This window comes from Rhodococcus sp. IEGM 1351 (assembly GCF_030056875.1).
In the GTDB taxonomy this organism is placed as follows: Bacteria; Actinomycetota; Actinomycetes; order Mycobacteriales; family Mycobacteriaceae; genus Rhodococcus_F; species Rhodococcus_F opacus.
Genome location: NZ_JASHKU010000006.1, coordinates 347,377 through 363,939 on the forward strand (window position 1 = coordinate 347,377; position 16,563 = coordinate 363,939).

Annotated in this window: 15 protein-coding genes; 14 read left to right on the forward strand and 1 reads right to left on the reverse strand. The window is 64.0% G+C overall.

All coding sequences use genetic code 11. The features are described 5' to 3' along the window. Nucleotides 1-151 precede the first annotated feature (151 nt). The 13 genes from QM806_RS13635 to QM806_RS13695 all read left to right on the forward strand — a co-directional run bounded on the left by QM806_RS13635 (nucleotide 152) and on the right by QM806_RS13695 (nucleotide 14,343). A complete protein-coding gene (locus QM806_RS13635; RefSeq protein WP_005561314.1) occupies nucleotides 152-607 on the forward strand; it encodes a hypothetical protein in 456 nt (151 codons plus the stop codon). 7 nt (nucleotides 608-614) lie between these two features. Continuing rightward, entirely contained in the window at nucleotides 615-1,139 is a 525-nt protein-coding gene (locus QM806_RS13640) for a pyridoxamine 5'-phosphate oxidase family protein (RefSeq protein WP_005561315.1), read from the forward strand. A gap of 144 nt (nucleotides 1,140-1,283) precedes the next feature. Further along, complete coding sequence (locus QM806_RS13645; protein WP_065492514.1) at nucleotides 1,284-2,096, forward strand: glutamine amidotransferase; 813 nt, start codon at nucleotides 1,284-1,286, stop codon at nucleotides 2,094-2,096. A 7-nt stretch (nucleotides 2,097-2,103) separates the two neighbouring features. Beyond that, nucleotides 2,104-3,135 (forward strand): LacI family DNA-binding transcriptional regulator, encoded by a 1,032-nt coding sequence (locus tag QM806_RS13650; protein ID WP_240482798.1) that lies wholly within the window; start codon nucleotides 2,104-2,106, stop codon nucleotides 3,133-3,135. After that, a complete protein-coding gene (locus tag QM806_RS13655) occupies nucleotides 3,132-4,082 on the forward strand; it encodes a PfkB family carbohydrate kinase (RefSeq protein WP_283291734.1) in 951 nt (316 codons plus the stop codon). Before QM806_RS13650 ends, QM806_RS13655 begins: the two co-directional genes overlap by 4 nt. Before the next feature lie 75 nt (nucleotides 4,083-4,157). After that, nucleotides 4,158-4,547 carry a nuclear transport factor 2 family protein gene (locus QM806_RS13660; RefSeq protein WP_133985592.1) on the forward strand — a complete coding sequence of 130 codons (390 nt, stop codon included), beginning with the start codon at nucleotides 4,158-4,160 and terminating at the stop codon, nucleotides 4,545-4,547. 827 nt (nucleotides 4,548-5,374) lie between these two features. Then, nucleotides 5,375-6,832, forward strand: coding sequence for a nicotinate phosphoribosyltransferase (locus QM806_RS13665; protein WP_054246228.1), 1,458 nt, complete (start codon nucleotides 5,375-5,377; stop codon nucleotides 6,830-6,832). Nucleotides 6,833-6,930: 98 nt separating this feature from the next. Next, nucleotides 6,931-7,551, forward strand: coding sequence for an HAD family hydrolase (locus QM806_RS13670; protein ID WP_052023900.1), 621 nt, complete (start codon nucleotides 6,931-6,933; stop codon nucleotides 7,549-7,551). Between the two features lie 152 nt (nucleotides 7,552-7,703). Then, complete coding sequence (locus tag QM806_RS13675; RefSeq protein WP_005561331.1) at nucleotides 7,704-8,681, forward strand: ribose-phosphate diphosphokinase; 978 nt, start codon at nucleotides 7,704-7,706, stop codon at nucleotides 8,679-8,681. A 75-nt stretch (nucleotides 8,682-8,756) separates the two neighbouring features. Beyond that, nucleotides 8,757-11,216: a 5-amino-6-(D-ribitylamino)uracil--L-tyrosine 4-hydroxyphenyl transferase CofH gene (cofH, locus tag QM806_RS13680; protein WP_283291738.1), complete on the forward strand. Its 2,460-nt coding sequence runs from the start codon at nucleotides 8,757-8,759 to the stop codon at nucleotides 11,214-11,216. Further along, the gene (pgl, locus tag QM806_RS13685; protein ID WP_054246226.1) at nucleotides 11,213-12,019 is read left to right on the forward strand and encodes a 6-phosphogluconolactonase; all 807 of its coding nucleotides are present in this window, start codon (nucleotides 11,213-11,215) and stop codon (nucleotides 12,017-12,019) included. The genes cofH and pgl overlap by 4 nt, the downstream gene beginning before the upstream one ends. Nucleotides 12,020-12,061: 42 nt before the next feature. Then, nucleotides 12,062-12,835, forward strand: coding sequence for a 2-phospho-L-lactate guanylyltransferase (gene cofC / locus QM806_RS13690; protein ID WP_005561334.1), 774 nt, complete (start codon nucleotides 12,062-12,064; stop codon nucleotides 12,833-12,835). A 131-nt stretch (nucleotides 12,836-12,966) separates the two neighbouring features. Beyond that, nucleotides 12,967-14,343 carry a coenzyme F420-0:L-glutamate ligase gene (locus QM806_RS13695; RefSeq protein WP_283291741.1) on the forward strand — a complete coding sequence of 459 codons (1,377 nt, stop codon included), beginning with the start codon at nucleotides 12,967-12,969 and terminating at the stop codon, nucleotides 14,341-14,343. Between the two features lie 67 nt (nucleotides 14,344-14,410). On the opposite strand, the gene QM806_RS13700 is transcribed toward QM806_RS13695, so the two are convergent. Beyond that, nucleotides 14,411-15,367 (reverse strand): nucleoside hydrolase, encoded by a 957-nt coding sequence (locus tag QM806_RS13700; RefSeq protein ID WP_231137731.1) that lies wholly within the window; start codon nucleotides 15,365-15,367, stop codon nucleotides 14,411-14,413. A gap of 860 nt (nucleotides 15,368-16,227) precedes the next feature. Here QM806_RS13700 and QM806_RS13705 point away from each other — a divergent pair. Next, nucleotides 16,228-16,512: a YciI family protein gene (locus QM806_RS13705; protein ID WP_043787215.1), complete on the forward strand. Its 285-nt coding sequence runs from the start codon at nucleotides 16,228-16,230 to the stop codon at nucleotides 16,510-16,512. The last annotated feature ends 51 nt before the right edge of the window (nucleotides 16,513-16,563 follow it).

The following is a 16,563-nucleotide window of genomic DNA, read 5'->3' on the forward strand; positions in this document are numbered from 1 at the left end:
TCAAAAGTGGAAACGTTTCACACCGGCTAGCAATCCCGGTGGTCGTCGCGGGACTCACCCGAAGATCCAGCACGAGCCAACTGCGCTCAGTCTGCCTGGCCACCATTGTGGATGCTCTCGGAAACCGACTCGAAATGAAGGGAAGACCCGGATGGCCGACTTCGATCCGTCAGCGCCGAACGCGCGACGTTACCCGCGGGTGATCACCGAAGGCGAGATCAGCAGCATGCCGCGCCTACAGTTCAACACCGGCATCGACACCGCGATCTTCCTGTCACGGGAGCGCGACGACGCACGCTACTTCCGCCAGGGCTACTGCTACCAGGAGCCCGACCACGCCCCCTACAACTGGGAGCAGCCCAACTTCGACGAGACGCACTACTGCCTCGAGGGGCACATCAAGCTGAGGGTCAAGGATGCGAACGACCGAGAGGTCGTGCTCGAAGCCGGTCCGGGAGAGCACATCTACCTGCCGGCCGGCTACACCTACACCCTCGAGAACACCGGTGTGCGGACCGTCTTCTTCTGGACCAGCGGACCGTCTCCCCGCGTGGGACTCGTCGAGGTGCCGGATTACCACAAGACCCTCCAAGAACTGAGGAAGTGAGAGAGCAATGGCCGTGACCGCAAGCCAGACCGCCCCTCTGCGGGGCGACAAGAGGTGGGGTTACCTCGACAGGGCCAAGAGCATCCGTGTGGCGAGCGTGAATGCCGACGGGAGCATCTACCTGACTCCCCTGTGGTTCGTCGTCGACGAAAAGAGGATCTTCCTCCCGATCGACGCCGGTAGCCGCCACGGTGCGAACTCCCAGGCCGGCCGGAAGATCGCCGCGCTGGTGGATTCAGGCGACGAGTACGCCACCGTCAGCGGTGTACGCATCCTGGGAACGCTGGTCGAAGCCACCGACGAGGTTCTCGTGAAGAAGCTCCAGGACAAGGTGTTCGAGAAGTACTTCGGCACGGGTCACCCCTACGCCGAGCAGTACTTCGAGTTCGGCGAATTCGCCGACCGCCGCTACCTGGAATTGGTGCCGGACAAGATGATCGGCTGGGATTCACGCGAGACGACGATGCCGCAGGTTCCGGAAGCTCGCGTGCTGCCGGACTTTGTAGGAGACCGGCCGCTCCCCAAGAGCTGACCGATCCGTTCATCGCCGCAGATCACGGCGGACCGGCATCTCTCGTTCACTGACGGGCACGCCGGTCCGCCCGCTCCCGACAACGACGACCGCGGGCGACGGCTCGAGTTGCACACACACATTCTTTTGAAATTTGGAGTAGGTATGACTTCGACTAAGGACGGCGCCACCCGGGTGCTCGTGGTCGGCGAATCGTGGATCAAGCACACGGTGCACATCAAGGGCTTCGACGAATTCCGCACAGTCGAGTACGAGGAAGGCGGCGGCGTCTTCCTGGACTCGCTGGAGGCTTCCGGGCTCGAAGTGACGTACATGCGCGCCCACGAGATCTCGGGGCGGTTCCCGAAGACACTGGAAGAGTTGCAGCAGTTCGACGTCGTGGTCCTCAGCGACATCGGAGCGAACTCCTTCCTGCTGGCCGACGAGACGTTCCTGCGATCCGAACGCAGCGTCAACCGGTTGTCGCTGCTCGCGGACTTCACCGAAGCCGGCGGAGGCCTGATCATGGTGGGCGGCTACATGTCGTTCACCGGGATCGACGGCAAGGCCCGCTACGGGATGAGCCCGCTGGCACCGGTCCTTCCGGTCACCATGCTCGACCACGACGACCGCATCGAAGTTCCCGAAGGCCTCGACGCCACGTTCGACGAGCCGAACCACGAGATCCTCGGCGGGACCCCCGCGGAATGGCCGATGCTTCTCGGCTACAACCGGGTCATCGCCAAGTCCGACGCGACGGTTGTCGCGCGCTTCGGTGAGGACCCGCTGCTGGTCGTCGGTACAGCCGGCGTCGGCCGCACGGTGGCCTTCGCGTCGGATCTGGCGCCCCATTGGGCGCCGCCGGAATTCGTGCAGTGGCAGCATTATCAGGCGCTGTGGACGTCGATCGTGAACTGGGCTGCGGGCCTCGACACGAGCCTTCCGTCGCCGGTGCACGCAATCGCTGCGGTAGATTGAGAATTTTATGAGCAATGGTCAGCCCCCGACGATGAAAGATGTGGCCCGGCACGCGGGCGTGTCCGTGAGCACGGTCAGCTATGTCTTGAACGACAGCGGACCGGTTGCGCCCGCACGTCGAGCCCGCGTGCTCGATGCTGTGCGGGTCCTCAACTACGCACCCAACGAGGCTGCGCGGGGGTTGAAGAGACGTTCGGCGCCCACGATCGGACTCGTGGTCCCCGAACTGTCGAACCAGTTCTTCGCGCTCCTCGCGGAGGGCGTCGAACAGGCGGCAGCTGCTCGTGGAGTGCTCGTCGTGTTGTGTGCCCCCGAAGCCATCGACGGAGGAGAGTCGCTCAATGGGCGGCTGCTGCGAAGTCAGAGGCTGAACGGGATCATCTACCTGTCGGGGGCGTCGACGTCACCGACGTCGCTTCTCGAACTCACGCGGCTCGGTCCGATCGTTTTGGTGGACGAGCAGGTCCCCGGATTCGACCTGCCGGCCATCGTGTCGGACAACCGCCGCGGTGCCCGGGAAGTTGCTCAACATGTGCTCGAAGCAGGCCATCGCAAGATCGCCGTCATCGGCGGTCCCGAGGGTCTGTGGACGGCCCAACAACGACTCGCCGGTTATCGGGAAGCGTTGGCAGCCGCCGGAATCGAACCCGATACGGTTCCGGTCTTCGGTGGTAGCTACCGGCAGGAGTCGGGTACGGAACTTGCGGCGAAGGCATTGTCCGGGCCGTCGTCGGAGCGCCCGACAGCGTTGTTGTGCGCGAACGACCTGATGGCCATCGGCGTGCTCGAATACTGCCGATCCGAGGGCATCCTGGTGCCCGAAGAACTCAGCGTCGTCGGATTCGACGACTTACCGCTGGTCTCGCTCCTCACGCCGAGATTGACCACAGTCCGCCAACCGGCTCGGGACATGGGTGTGCGAGCCGCGAACCTGCTGTTCGAACTCATCGACGACAAGGTCGACGTTCCCGCTCCCGAGCCGTTCCCGACCCTGCTACAGATAAGAGATTCCGTGGCTACACCCTTAGGCAGTTCATGAGTACGCCGCTGGACGTGGGTACCACCCGGGGGCGAGTGTTCGTCGTCGGAGCGATCAACGTCGACCTGGTCGTCGCCGCTGAGAGACTGCCCGGTCCGGGCGAGACCGTCGTGGGAACCCGCGTCGAACGGTACGGCGGCGGCAAAGGCGCCAACGCCGCGGTGGCGGCCGCGCGGGCAGGTGCGGAAGTGCATCTCGTCGGAGCGGTAGGCGCGGACGCCAACGGCACCGAAGCGCTGGACGAACTCACCGCCGAGGGCATCTGGGTGGACGGTGTCACCGTCCTCGAGGACGAAGCCACCGGGGTCGCGTTGATCGTCGTCGACCCGGGCGCCGAGAACCAGATCGCCGTCGGCGCGGGTGCCAATGCCGCACTGAGTGCCGAACACGTGACGCGCGCCCTCGCTTCCCACCTGAGACCGTCGGATTCGGTGCTGGTCAGCACGGAGATACCCGATGCCGCGGTGGAGGCTGCGGTGATCGCTGCCGCCTCGGCGGGTGCACGCTGTGTCCTGAATCCGGCCCCTCCCATTCCCGGTGTTGCCGATCTCCTCGGGTACGGGCCGATCCTGACGCCCAACGCGGGTGAGTGTCTCGAACTCGCCAAGATGCTGGATGACGACCACACCCATGCCCGCGAGGCCGCCGCCGCGTTTATGGCACGCACCGGAGCACCGGTCGTCGTCACCCTGGGAGGTGACGGTGCCCTGGTACTCACGCCCGACGGGAACGTCGACCACGTTCGGCCACGGCCGGCCGTGGCCCGCGACACCACCGGCGCAGGCGATACCTTCAATGGCGTTCTGATCACCCGGCTGGCAGCGGGAGACGAACTCGACGACGCGGTCCGAGCCGCGAATGTTGCTGCCGCGCTGTCTGTTGCACACGTCGGGGCCCGCGCCGGGATGCCTCGCGCCACGGACATCGAGGTCGGCAGCCGGGCGTAACCACCCGTCGAGGCCCCTGTGCGGCGAGCATCAGCGCGGCCGGAGGCTTCCCGAACCGGAGCATATGGAGCAACCATGACTATTGACGACCGTGCAGCGCTGATCGACCAGTTCGTCTACGCCTGGAACATCAAGGATGTCGACGCACTGATGAACCTGATGACCGACGATTGCATCTTCCACTCTTCGGTCGGCCCCGATCCGGGAGTCCGGTTCGAAGGTCATGCCGATGTGCGTCGCGGATTCGAGATGTACCTTCTACCAAGCGGTTTAGCGACTGAAACCGTGATGGAGAAGCCGCTTGTGGGTATGGATTTTGCTGTAACCCGGTGGACTACCTTCCAGAGGCACGAGGACGGTGCCGTTCTGGAAACACGTGCGTGCGACGTGTTCGAGTTCGGAGGCGACCGCATCAAGCGTAAGGACACCTACCGCAAGATTTCCACTCCCGTTACTGCTTCCTAGAAGTTACAACGCAGAGGAAATAACTGAATGTTGTGGGGTGGGGGTTGCGGTCGGATCCGCAACGTGATCGCTCTGACGCCACTGACAAGTGTCGGAGCGCGGACCTGCCCGGAGTTGGGGTAGATTGGGCGACCGTCCCGCAATGAGCGGGAGAACCGCATGGTCGCTTCGTCGAGTCGGCACCGACCGGTCCTCGCCGTGCCGGCGCTCGGCCACGGCGCCCTCGACTCCGGCTGCGAGAATACGGCCATTCACTCGTGTGGATGGCCGTATTCGTCTGTGCAGGTGCATGTTGCATCGCCGCTACAGGTCGGTCACGCGGCCGGTCGGCAGCGCGTTCGCGAGTAGCTCAGGCCTCCGCGACCCGAGTAGAACCCTTTCTAGTTTCTGGTAGTTCTACCGGGCCCACGGGTTCTTCGGCGTCTGTACGCGGAGCGCGGACGTGAGATGCGGCCCACTGGTCGTTTACAGAGGATTGTCCAGGCCAGTGGCTACGCGACCCGGTTTCTCAAGCAGGGGCGCGAGCTGAGAATTGATCTCCGCGAACCTCTTGACTGCGAGACTATAAACGTTAATAGTAAGTGTGATGCAGCGCACTGAGAGAGCGAATCCGCTGTATGTCGCCCGCAGGACGAGCATCGGCTCGCTAGATGTAATGGGCCGAAACATATTGATAACCAACGTCATACAGTATCGGGTACTGGGTCGAACGCAGCACCTCGAAGGCGAAGGTTCGGGGCCGCATTCGCGGCAACTCTCCTGGGCTTGGAAAATCCAGACAACAGAGAAGTAGCAACGATCACACCACGAGAAAAGGCGAGATTGCGATGGCATTGGGCCGGAGTTACGACAACATCATCATCAACACCGACAGTTACAAGCATTGTCACTACCCGTTGTATCCGGCGGGGACGGAGTATGTATCCAGTTACGTCGAGTCGCGGGGTGGGGAGTTCCCGGTGACGATGTTCGTGGGGTTGCAGGCCTTCCTTCGGGAGTATCTGCTGCATCCGATCACGCTCGAGGACATCGATCAGGCGGAGAGCATCACCCGTGAGCAGGGGATGCACTTCAATCGGGAGAATTGGCTGGGGATCCTCAACGATCACGGTGGGTTCTTGCCGGTGGAGATCGAGGCGGTGCCCGAGGGCCTGGTGATGCCGACCCGCAACGTGCTGGTGCAGATCATCAACACCGACCCGAAGTACTTCTGGGTGACGAGCTTCTTCGAGACCGCCCTGCTGCGTGGGGTGTGGTACCCGACCACGGTGGGCACCATCAGCTGGCTGGCCAAGCAGGTCATCAAGGAGGCGTTGGCCCGGACCTCCGATCACCCGGAAATTTTGCGGCACTGTCTGCACGACTACGGCGCCCGCGGGGTGAGCTCGCAGCAGTCGGCCGCGCTCGGTGGGTTGGCGCACCTGGTCAACTTCAACCAGAGTGACACCGTGCCAGGGATTCTCGCGGCGAAGGAGTACTACAACGCGGTCGCGCCGGCGAATTCCGGCCCGAACTCCGAGCACGCCGGTTTCTGCGCGTGGGGTCGGGAGAACGAGGCCGCGGCGATGCGGAACATGCTCGAGGTGCACGCACCGAGCGGGGTGGTGTTGCTGCTGACCGACACCTACGACCACGAGAATGCGGTCAAGAACATCATCGGCCGCGAGCTCGCCGATTTTGTTCGGAACTTTCCCGGACTGGTCGGGGTGCGCCCGGACTCGGGTGACGTGGTGCAGGTGACCGCGGAGACGACCGAGTGGTTGATGGACAGCTTCGGGTACACCACCAACAGCAAGGGTTTCAAGGTGCTGCCCGACTATGTGCGGGTGGTGCAGGGTGACGGGGTCAATCGTGACAGTCTCCCGCGGGTGTACGCCGAGCTCGAACGCCGCGGTTTCTCGGCGGAGAACGCGATCTTCGGTATGGGGGGCGGGCTGTTGCAGCACTGCAACCGGGACACGATGAACTTCGGGCAGAAGGCCAGTGCGGTGTGTGTCAACGGTGAGTGGCGGGGTATCGCGAAGGCGCCGACCGGTGATGCGATGAAGGCGTCCAAGCGTGGCCGCCTCGGGTTGCGGCTGTCTCAGGGTGAGTATCAGACGGTGCCGCGGGAGTCGATCTCGCCGGAGGAGAACATCCTGCAGCCGGTGTTCCGTAACGGCAAGTTGCTGCGGAAGTGGGATTTCTCCGAGCTGATCGAGCGCAGTGAGCGGGAGGTGCCGGAGAGCTATTACGCCGATGCCATCGCACCCCTGCACAACGACGCTGAACTCGCACTCTCCTGAGAGCTGCCGGCGACCGGGCGCAACCTTCACAACGCCCTGGCCGCCGGCTCCCGGGCAGCCTTGTAACTCGTTCCACACACAGTTAGGTTCACAGCACGATGACTAAGCTGCACGTCTTCGACATGGACGGCACCCTTCTGCAGTCCACTGCTTCGATCGAGATCTCGAGAGCGGTCGGAGAACTCGCTGCGGGCGAGCTGATCGAGCAATCCTGGTTCAAGGGCGAGATCAGCGATGTGCGTTTCTGGGAACTCTGCCTTCCGCTGTGGGAAGGGCTCAGCGAGGCGGACATCGATGACGCGTTCGCCGCCTCCCCGTGGATCGGCGGCGTGGTCGAAGTCTTCGCCGATATCCGCAACCGTGGCGAATACAGCACCGTCATCTCTCAGTCACCCCAGTTCTTCGTGGAACGTCTGACCGGTTTGGGCGCTGATTCGGCGTTCGGCGCGCAGGTGGCCTTGAGGAGCGAGGTCGGCCCGGAGAGTCTCCTCAGCGCCGAAGACAAGGTCTCGATCGTCAGCAAGCTACTCGCGGAGTATGGGCTCGCCGAAGGGGACTGCGTCGCTTACGGCGACTCCACGTCCGACATCCCGCTGTTCGGAAAGCTTCCGAACACGGTGGCCGTCAATGCGAGCCCCCGGGTCCGTGAGCTTGCGACGATCGAGTACGAGGGGTCCGATCTCCGCGGTGCATACGTCCTCGGCCGAGGACTGCTCTGACCGGCGTCGCCGCACGTCGAAGACAGGCACATCAGTACTACCTTCCACCAATACGACAGTGAGGTCCTTGAACGGTGGCCGCCTTGAGAAGCATCCCGACAAGGAGTGGTGTGGACAGCGCTACGTCCGTGGGTACCGCAACGAGCATGCCGATGAATTACGGCAAGCGGTTGAAACTGTTTTCCGGTCGGGCCAACCCTGACATCGCGAAAGCGATCGGTGCCGAGCTGGACGTGGGGCTGAGTCCGGTTGTGCTGAAGACTTTCTCGAACGGGGAGGTGTACTGCCGGTTCGAGGAGTCGATCCGCGACGCCGACGTCTTCATCGTTCAGCCGACATGTACCAATGCTGATACCGGGGTCACCACCAATGACGCACTGATGGAGCTGATGGTGATGATCGACGCCGCAGTGGCTGCCAGTGCACACCGCGTCATCGCCGTCACGCCGTGGTACGGGTACTCGCGGCAGGACAAGCAGAGCGCCCCTCGAGAGCCGATTTCCGCGCGTATGGTCGCCCGGATGCTCGAATCGGCGGGAGCAGACCGACTCCTGGCGATGGATCTGCATGCCGGACAGCTCCAGGGCATGTTCAAGATCCCGGTGGACCACATGACGGCAATGAGGTTACTCGCTCAGTATTTCATCGATCTCGAGATGGAGGACCTCGTGGTGGTGGCACCCGACGCCGGCCGGGTGAAGCTGAACAAGAGTTTCGCCAAGTGCGTCGGCGCCGATCTCGCGATTCTCGACAAGGAACGCCCGAGACATCAGGTCGCCGAGATAGGTCACGTGATCGGAGATGTTCGGGGCAAGACCGCGATCATCGTCGACGACATGATCGATACCGCCGGCACGCTCCGTGCTGCGGGGGAGATGGTGATGAGGGCAGGAGCGTCGAGGGTGTTCGCCGCAGCGACCCACCCGGTGTTCAGCGGCCAGGCCTACGACAACCTCGCCGCATCGCCGTTCGAAGAGATCGTCGTGACCGACACGATCGCACTGTCGCCCCAGGCACCGGCCAACGTGCGCGTGCTGTCCTGCGCCGGCGTCCTCGCCGATTCGATCAGCCAGGTCTTCCGAGGCGGATCCGTCAGCGAAGTGTTCGGCAGTGAGTACCAGTTGTTCTGATCGATCGAAGTGGGAGCCGCCGAGCCGCGCTCGGGGGTTCTCATCACACGGTAGAGGCGTAGAGAGCATCCCACCATGAGTCTCGATATAGGTACGAAGTCAACAATCCACCAGCTCGGCACCACGAACTTACCGTCGGTCGATGACGCGACCGTCCTCACCCTTCCTCTTCCGGAGTTGATGGAAGGGGCAGCCGCACTGCGCGATGGGCTCTTCGGCACGAGGGTGACGTACTCGCCGAAGGTCTTCATTCCGTTGACCTCACTGTGCCGCGACGGGTGTGGTTACTGCACCTTCTCCCGCTCAGCCGCGCGCGTGGAGGCGCCGTACCTCACGCCCGATCAGGTGCTCGCGATCGCGGCGCGGGGGGCGCAGGCGGGATGTCACGAGGCGCTGTTCACGCTGGGGGAAGAGCCCGAAGACCGATACGACGTCGCGGCCCAATGGCTGGCCGATCACGGCTACAGCTCCACCGTCGAGTACTTGGCCGCAATGTGCCGGCTCGTGACCGCGGAGACGGGATTGCTGGCGCACTCCAACGCCGGAGCCCTCGCACCGGATGCTCTGTCGCTGCTGCGGACGGTCAGCCCCGGCCAGGGCATGATGATCGAGTCGTTGAACCCGACGCTGATGGCCCACCGCGGTGCGCCCGACAAGACCCCGGAACGCCGACTGGCCACGCTGGAAGCCGCGGGCGAACTCGCGATTCCCTTCACGACCGGGATCCTCGTCGGCATCGGAGAGTCCCCGCAGGACCGTGTCACGGCGCTGCGAGCCATTGCCGACCTGCACAGACGCTACGGGCACATCCAAGAAGTGATCGTGCAGAACTTCATGCCCAAACCGGACACCGTGATGCGCAACGAACCCGCCTGCCCGCAGGACGAGTTCCTCCGCACGATCGCGATGGCGCGGTTGATCCTGCCGCCGGATGTGCACCTGCAGGCACCCCCCAACCTGTCGGAAGACTTCGGTCCGCTGCTCGACGCGGGGATCGACGACTTCGGTGGTGTGTCCCCGGTGACGGTCGACCACGTCAACCCGGAACGGCCGTGGCCCGCGCTCGACCGGCTCCGCGAGGTGACCGAACGCCATGGCAAATTCCTCGCACCCCGCCTCACCGTGTACCCCGAGTTCGCGCGCCGCCCCGAACAATGGATCGACCCCGGTCTGCGCTTTGCGATCATGGACCGGTCGGACGCCGAGTCGCTCGGCCGCGACGACCCGGGCGCGATGTTCCCCGAGAGCCACGCCGACGCGAAGAACGTCGGCACCGGGGCGGAAGTCGTCCAGATCGGTCGACGCTCGACAGTGTGGAGCTCCGGCTCGGAGTTCGCGCCCACCGATCTGGTGCCGAGCCGCGGGCGAGGGTTCGGCGGCCCCGTCCGTGGCGTCCTCGACGGTATCGCCTCGGGGCAGGAACCGGGAGTGGACGAGATCGTCACCCTGTTCGGAGCTCGCGGGGGAGAGGTCGCCGAGGTCGCCGAGTTCGCCGATCACCTCCGCTCCAGGGCGGTCGGTGACGACGTGACATTCGTGCGGAACCGAAACATCAACTACACCAATGTCTGCACCTTCAAGTGCACCTTCTGTGGGTTCTCCAAGGGACCGTTGTCGCTGAACCTGCGCGGCAAGCCGTACCTGCTGACCCTTCAGGAAGTCGCCGGCCGTGTCCGGGAGGCGTGGGATCTCGGGTGTACCGAGGTCTGCCTGCAGGGCGGCATCCATCCGTCCTTCGACGGCGACTACTACATCGACGTCTGCCGCGCGGCGAAGGAAGCAGCGCCCGACATCCACGTGCACGGCTTCACGGCCCTCGAGGTCACCGAAGGGGCCAAGCGGCTCGGGGAGCCGCTCGAGAAGTACCTACAGCGATTGGTCGACGCAGGACTGAAGTCGCTCCCGGGCACCGCCGCGGAAATCCTCGACGACGACGTCCGGGCGATCCTCTGCCCGGACAAGATCGACACCGAGGAGTGGCTCGAATGTCACCGTGTCGCCCACTCGATGGGCCTGACGTCGAACGTGACGATGATGTTCGGATCCGTCGAGGAGCCCGTGCACTGGGCGCGCCACTTCCTTCGCACCCGCGAACTCCAGCGTGAGACCGGAGGGTTCACCGAGTTCGTCGGTCTTCCGTTCGTACACATGGCGGCTCCGATCTACCTCAAGCGAGGTGCGCGCCGCGGTCCGACCTGGCGAGAAGTAGTGCTGGTCCACGCGATTGCGCGAATCGTCTACGACGGCCTGATCGACAACGTGCAGGCGTCGTGGGTCAAGCTCGGACTCGACGGCGTTCGTCAACTGCTCCAAGCCGGAGTGAACGACGTCGGCGGGACGTTGATGGACGAGAACATCAGCCGCGCCGCCGGCGCCGCCCACGGCCAGCAACTCGACGAGAGAGACCTGGACGCGGTGGTGCAGGGAATCGGCCGACGCCTTCGACGGCGCACGACCAACTACCTGACGCCTCCCACCCACCAACTCGATCTGCACGGTGCGCCGACACACTCACCAGAGGTGATCCTCAGATGACACCAACAAGAACCACTTCCGCTCCCTCGAAGCCGATCCCCTATATCTACGACGACAGCGAACAGCTCGCCGGTGACGTCGCGTCGAGGTTGCTTTCGAACCTTGCCCAGGCGCAGAAAGAGCGCGCCTACGCGTCGCTGGTGCTCACCGGAGGACGAACCGGGACAGCGGTGCTCGAGAGACTACGCACCGCCCCGAATCGCGACATCGTCAACTGGCATCGAGTGAACTTCTTCTGGGGCGACGAGCGCTTCGTGGCCCGACACCACCCCGACCGTAACGAGAAGCAGGCGCGCGAGGCCCTACTGGACCACCTGCCCGTGGACCCGAGCCGTGTGCACGTCATGGCGCCCTGCGACGGCGGCTTCGGCAACGACGCCACCGCAGTGGCAAACGCCTACCAGGCGCTACTCTGCGCGTACGGTCGCCTGGACAGGACGCCTCTGTTCGACATCTGCCTCCTCGGGATGGGCGAGGAAGGTCACGTCGCCTCGATCTTCCCGGACTCACCGGCAGTGCTGGAGAAGCAGCGTGAAGTGGTGGCGGTGTACAACTGCCCGAAGCCGCCGAGCACCCGGATTTCGCTGACCCTGTCGGCGATTACGCGCTCCCGCGAAGTGTGGCTGATGACGACCGGCGACGCCAAGGCGTCTGCAGTCGCGACGCTGATGGAGGAGGGGGTGACGCCCCAACTGTTACCAGCAGCGGGGGCGCTGGGTTCGCACGCGACCCGGGTGTTCCTGGACGCGGCCGCAGCGAGCCTGCTGTCCAACTGCGCAGACCTCCGCGCCTCGGCGCGATAACTGACGATGTGAAAAGACCCACTCGAGAATCCGAGTCTTGTAATGACGAATCCGCATCGCATCGACCTGATAATTCCGGTCAAGTCACTCAACGAGGCGAAAACACGACTCCGCGGCGCGGCTGACGGCGGTACCGGAAAGATGAACGCGCACAAGAGGCTGGTCCTGGCGATCGTGCTCGACACGGTTTGCGCTGCGCTGCGGGCACAAGCGGTCGACTCTGTGCTCGTCGTCACGCCGGACCCGGTCGTGGCTCGCAGCGTCGAACGGCTCGGTGCACGCGTACTGGGAAACGAACCAGCCGGCGGACTGAACGCGGCATTGAACCACGGCGCGGCCCTGTTGGAGCGGGAACGCCCGGGCCGAGTGGTAGGGGCGTTGCCCGCGGATCTTCCGGCGCTTCGGCATCGCGAATTGTCCGCATTCATCTCGGCTGCCGACGGCAGGCGTGCGTTGTGCGCCGACCGGGATGGAAAGGGCACAACGTTGCTGCTCTCGGCGGCGGGTGAAGGACTGTTCCCAGCCTTCGGAATCGGTTCGGCGCTCGCCCACCAGGCGTCGGGTGCCATAGTTCTCGAGGGTGAATGGCCTTCGCTGAGGTCAGACGTGGACACCGCCTCCGACCTGCGCACGGTCGGGGGGTTGGGATTCGGCGCCCGCATGGCTGCTCTGGGGTCGGCGTCCGAGTTCGCGTTCTGGGACAAACACGAGGCTGCAATGATCGACTTTGCCCGCCGCTGGCAGCCCTTCGGTGGCGGAACCTCAGATGACATATTCAGTACCTTCGGCGTGCCTCCGCGACCGTACTTCACGTAATTGACCGCACTGTTGTCGTCGAGCGTGACTCCTGAGCTCGCGGAGAGCCAGCGGGTAAAACTATTGCGACAGGCGAAGTTGTGACTTGTAGAAGAGGATGGGAATATCCGAACTCCGCGATTGCAGAACCGATGAAGTCGGCCCCTCAGACTTCGGGCGCCTTGGACGCCCCCGACCACGGCTCCGTCAGTGGACTCCAGGTGTTTCCAGTGACAGGTCTGCCGGAGTTCCGGCCGGGAGACGACGTTGCCGAACAGATCGCTCACCAGGCGCCTTGGTTGGTTGACGACGACATCGTCGTGATTACGAGCAAGATCGTGTCCAAGGCAGAGGGACGAATCGTCGATGCGCCGACAGGAGCTGAGGATCGTGAGGCGTTCCGGGCGCTTCTGGTCGAGCAGGAAGCCGTTCGTGTCGTTGCCCGCAAGGGGTCCACCGTCATCACCGAGAACCGTCTGGGGATCGTGCAGGCCGCTTCGGGAATCGATGGCTCCAACGTCTTCTCGCACGAATTGGCACTTTTACCGAAGAACCCCGATGAGAGCGCGCAGTCGATTCGGTCAGGGTTGCAGCATCTGCTCGGTGTCAGCGTGGCGGTGATCATCACGGACACGATGGGCCGCGCGTGGCGCCGGGGGCAAACCGACGCGGCGATCGGCATCGCGGGCATCGCGGTTCTCCACGGCTACGCCGGCACCAGGGACGCGCAGGGCAACGTGCTGGAGGTAACCGAGGTGGCGGTGGCCGACGAACTCGCGGCCGCCGCCGATCTGGTGAAAGGCAAGGTGGCGGGAATCCCCGTCGCTGTTATTCGGGGACTGAAATCATCCGACGACGGGTCAGGTGCAACCGATCTGCTGCGTTCCGGCCACGAGGACTTGTTCTGGCTCGGCACCGCTGAGGCGCTGGCACAGGGCCGCGGTGAGGCTCAGTTGCTGCGGCATTCGGTTCGCGCTTTCAGCGGCAGGCCGGTTCACCCAGAGCTGATCACGCAGGCGGTCGCCGAATCCCTGACGGCACCAGCCCCGCACCACACACATCCCGTGCGATTTGTATGGCTGCGGTCGCACGAGGTACGCGCGAGACTCCTCGCCGCGATGCGCGAGCAGTGGCGGATCGATCTGACCGCCGACGGCTTGTCCCCGGAGCGGGTGGAGCGGCGAATCGCCCGTGGCAGCATTTTGTTCGACGCCCCGGAAGTCATCGTCCCGTTCTGTGTACCGGACGGTGCCCACGACTACCCGGACGCCCACCGTCGGTGCGCTGAGTCGACGATGTTCACCGTGGCCGTCGGCGCGGCGGTGCAAGGACTCCTGGTTTCCCTCGCCGCAAGGGAAGTGGGCAGTTGTTGGATCGGATCCACCATCTTTGCGCCCGAGATCGTTCGCACGGAATTGGGTCTGCCGTCGAACTGGAAGCCGCTCGGCGCCGTGGCGATCGGCTACCCCACCCGACCTCGGCATGTCCGTCCGCCCGCAGATGTGGCGGGGGCGCTCGTAGAATTGTGAGCTCGCACGAACGTCTGCCCACCGGCAGCCCTTTGCAGTGTCCGTAACGCGCCGTCGCTCGGCCTCTTCAGGCCGGTGCCACAGCGAGACCGGCGACGCGGGTGAGCACGAGGGCACGGAATCGGTCGACATCCAGATCGACCGCCAGACGTGTACCCGGCGTGGCACTCCCTACGGCGGTGGTGAGAGAGCCCGACAGCGTGCACACCGTCTGTCCGCGACCGACACCGACACCGGTCTCGACTTCGACTGTCGCGGTCTGCAATCGAACGATCGCAGGGTCGACGATCGTTGCGATCACCAAGGCGTCGTGCATGGGCCAGCCGTCCGCCTGAATGTCGCCGTAGCCTCGGATCATCGTTGCGAGGAGTGACCCGGTATGTGACCGCGCCTCGAGTATTGCGAGCGCTGTCTCGTCCAGGGTCGAACGTCGCGTGACATCGAGTCCCAGCAGCCAGGTTTCGAGGTGCGAACATGCGAAGACACGTTGCGCTGCCTCGGGGTCGGACCAGATGTTGAATTCCGCAACCGGCGTGATGTTGCCCCGGCCGGTGCTCCCTCCCATGATCACCAGCTTGTCGATCCGGTCGATCAACTCGGGGTGCATGGCGACGAGCAGGGCGATGTTGGTCAACGGACCGATCGCCGCGATCGTCACGGACCGCGGTGCGGCCTCACGGAGCACCGACGCGAGGAGTCCGACGGCGTGTTCCTCGGACAACGATCGGGTCGGCGCAGGAAGTTCGACGCCGCCCAGCCCGTTCTCGCCGTGCGGTGACGGCTGGTTGTGCATCCCGATGCGAACGAGCGCGCGCGTTGCGCCTGCCGCGACCGGAACGTCTTCCCTCCCGAGTGCGCGCAGCAGCCGCAGCGCGTTGTCGGTCGCTTCCTCGACCGGAGCGTTTCCCGCGACCGTGGTGACGGCAAGCAGATCGACCTCCGGGCTCGTCACCGCCAGCGCCAGCGCCAGCGCATCGTCGATTCCTGGATCTGTATCGATGATCAATCGCACAGGCGCAGCCACTGTCGGTTCTCCTCAGGCTTCTCGGGGTCGGCAGAATGCGACCCGCATAGAAACGATACAAGATAGTTCGGCGCTCTGCCGCAAAATCTGAATCGGCACCTATGCACGAGATCCAAATGTCGTTGCTCTCGAAGTTACGCATCGTACTGCGCGTAACATAAACGTTTCCACTGCAAGAGGCGCCGCAAAGCATCCGAGAAGCTCAGATTGCTGGAGCCCGGAATGCGATCGGTCCGGTCGCCGCGCAGACGGGATTCGTGATCTTTCAAGACGTGCTGACAAAATCTTGTGGGGTCCGGCTGCGGGAGTTGTCTTGTGTCGAGATCCCAGGTCTGCCGGGGAACTGGCTTGCTCACAGCTGGGCCGTATTCCCCTACTACCGAGCGACACAGTCTGCTCACCGCCGGCCGGTGCCAAGGTGGTCGAGTCGCAGCCAACAGGGCTGACGGCACCTTGCCTCACTTCGTAGGGAACCACGCCGTGACTACCCCACATGCCTTCCCTTTTGGAGCCCACTGCCAGCCCTCCGTCCGGCGAGTCCTCGATGACCTGCGCGCCCGCCTCACGCTGACCCGTCCGCCGCTGGGCCGGGGGGATGGGGACTGGTCTTACGGCGTCCCGGCCAGCTATCTCCGTGGGCTGGGCGACTTCGGCAGGTCTCTCGAAGAGTCATGCGATGGCCGCCTTCATTGGTTTACGACACGCCGGTCAGATCCGATTCCGATTTAAAAATCATCTTCAAGAAGACCCAGTGTTGCGAAATGGGACACGAGTCACCTCATCCGTACTTCTAACCTTCCCAGGTGCGCAATCCGTGTGCATGTTCGGAACCGTTTCTTTCCCCCGCTCGAGGAGTGACCATGGCCTTGTTTGCTGTGATCTGGTCGTATACCACCGATGCCTCTGTCAAAGAGGCTGCGCATGCCGAACACCTGATTTTCGTCAAGGATGCCGCTGCCCGAGGCATGCTGCAGGAGGCCGGCGCCTGGGCCGACGGCGCCGGAGCCCTACTGGTATTCCAAGCGGCCGGCGAAGACGCTTTGCGTTCCTTGCTTGCGGAGGATCCTTACGTCAAGCAGGGTGTGGTCGTAGAGCAGCGCATTTACCAATGGAATCCAGTCATAGGCCCTCTCGTCGGCATCTAAAGATGTTTCGGTAATTGAGTGAGTGCCGATCATAGGGGAAGCCCGGTGTGG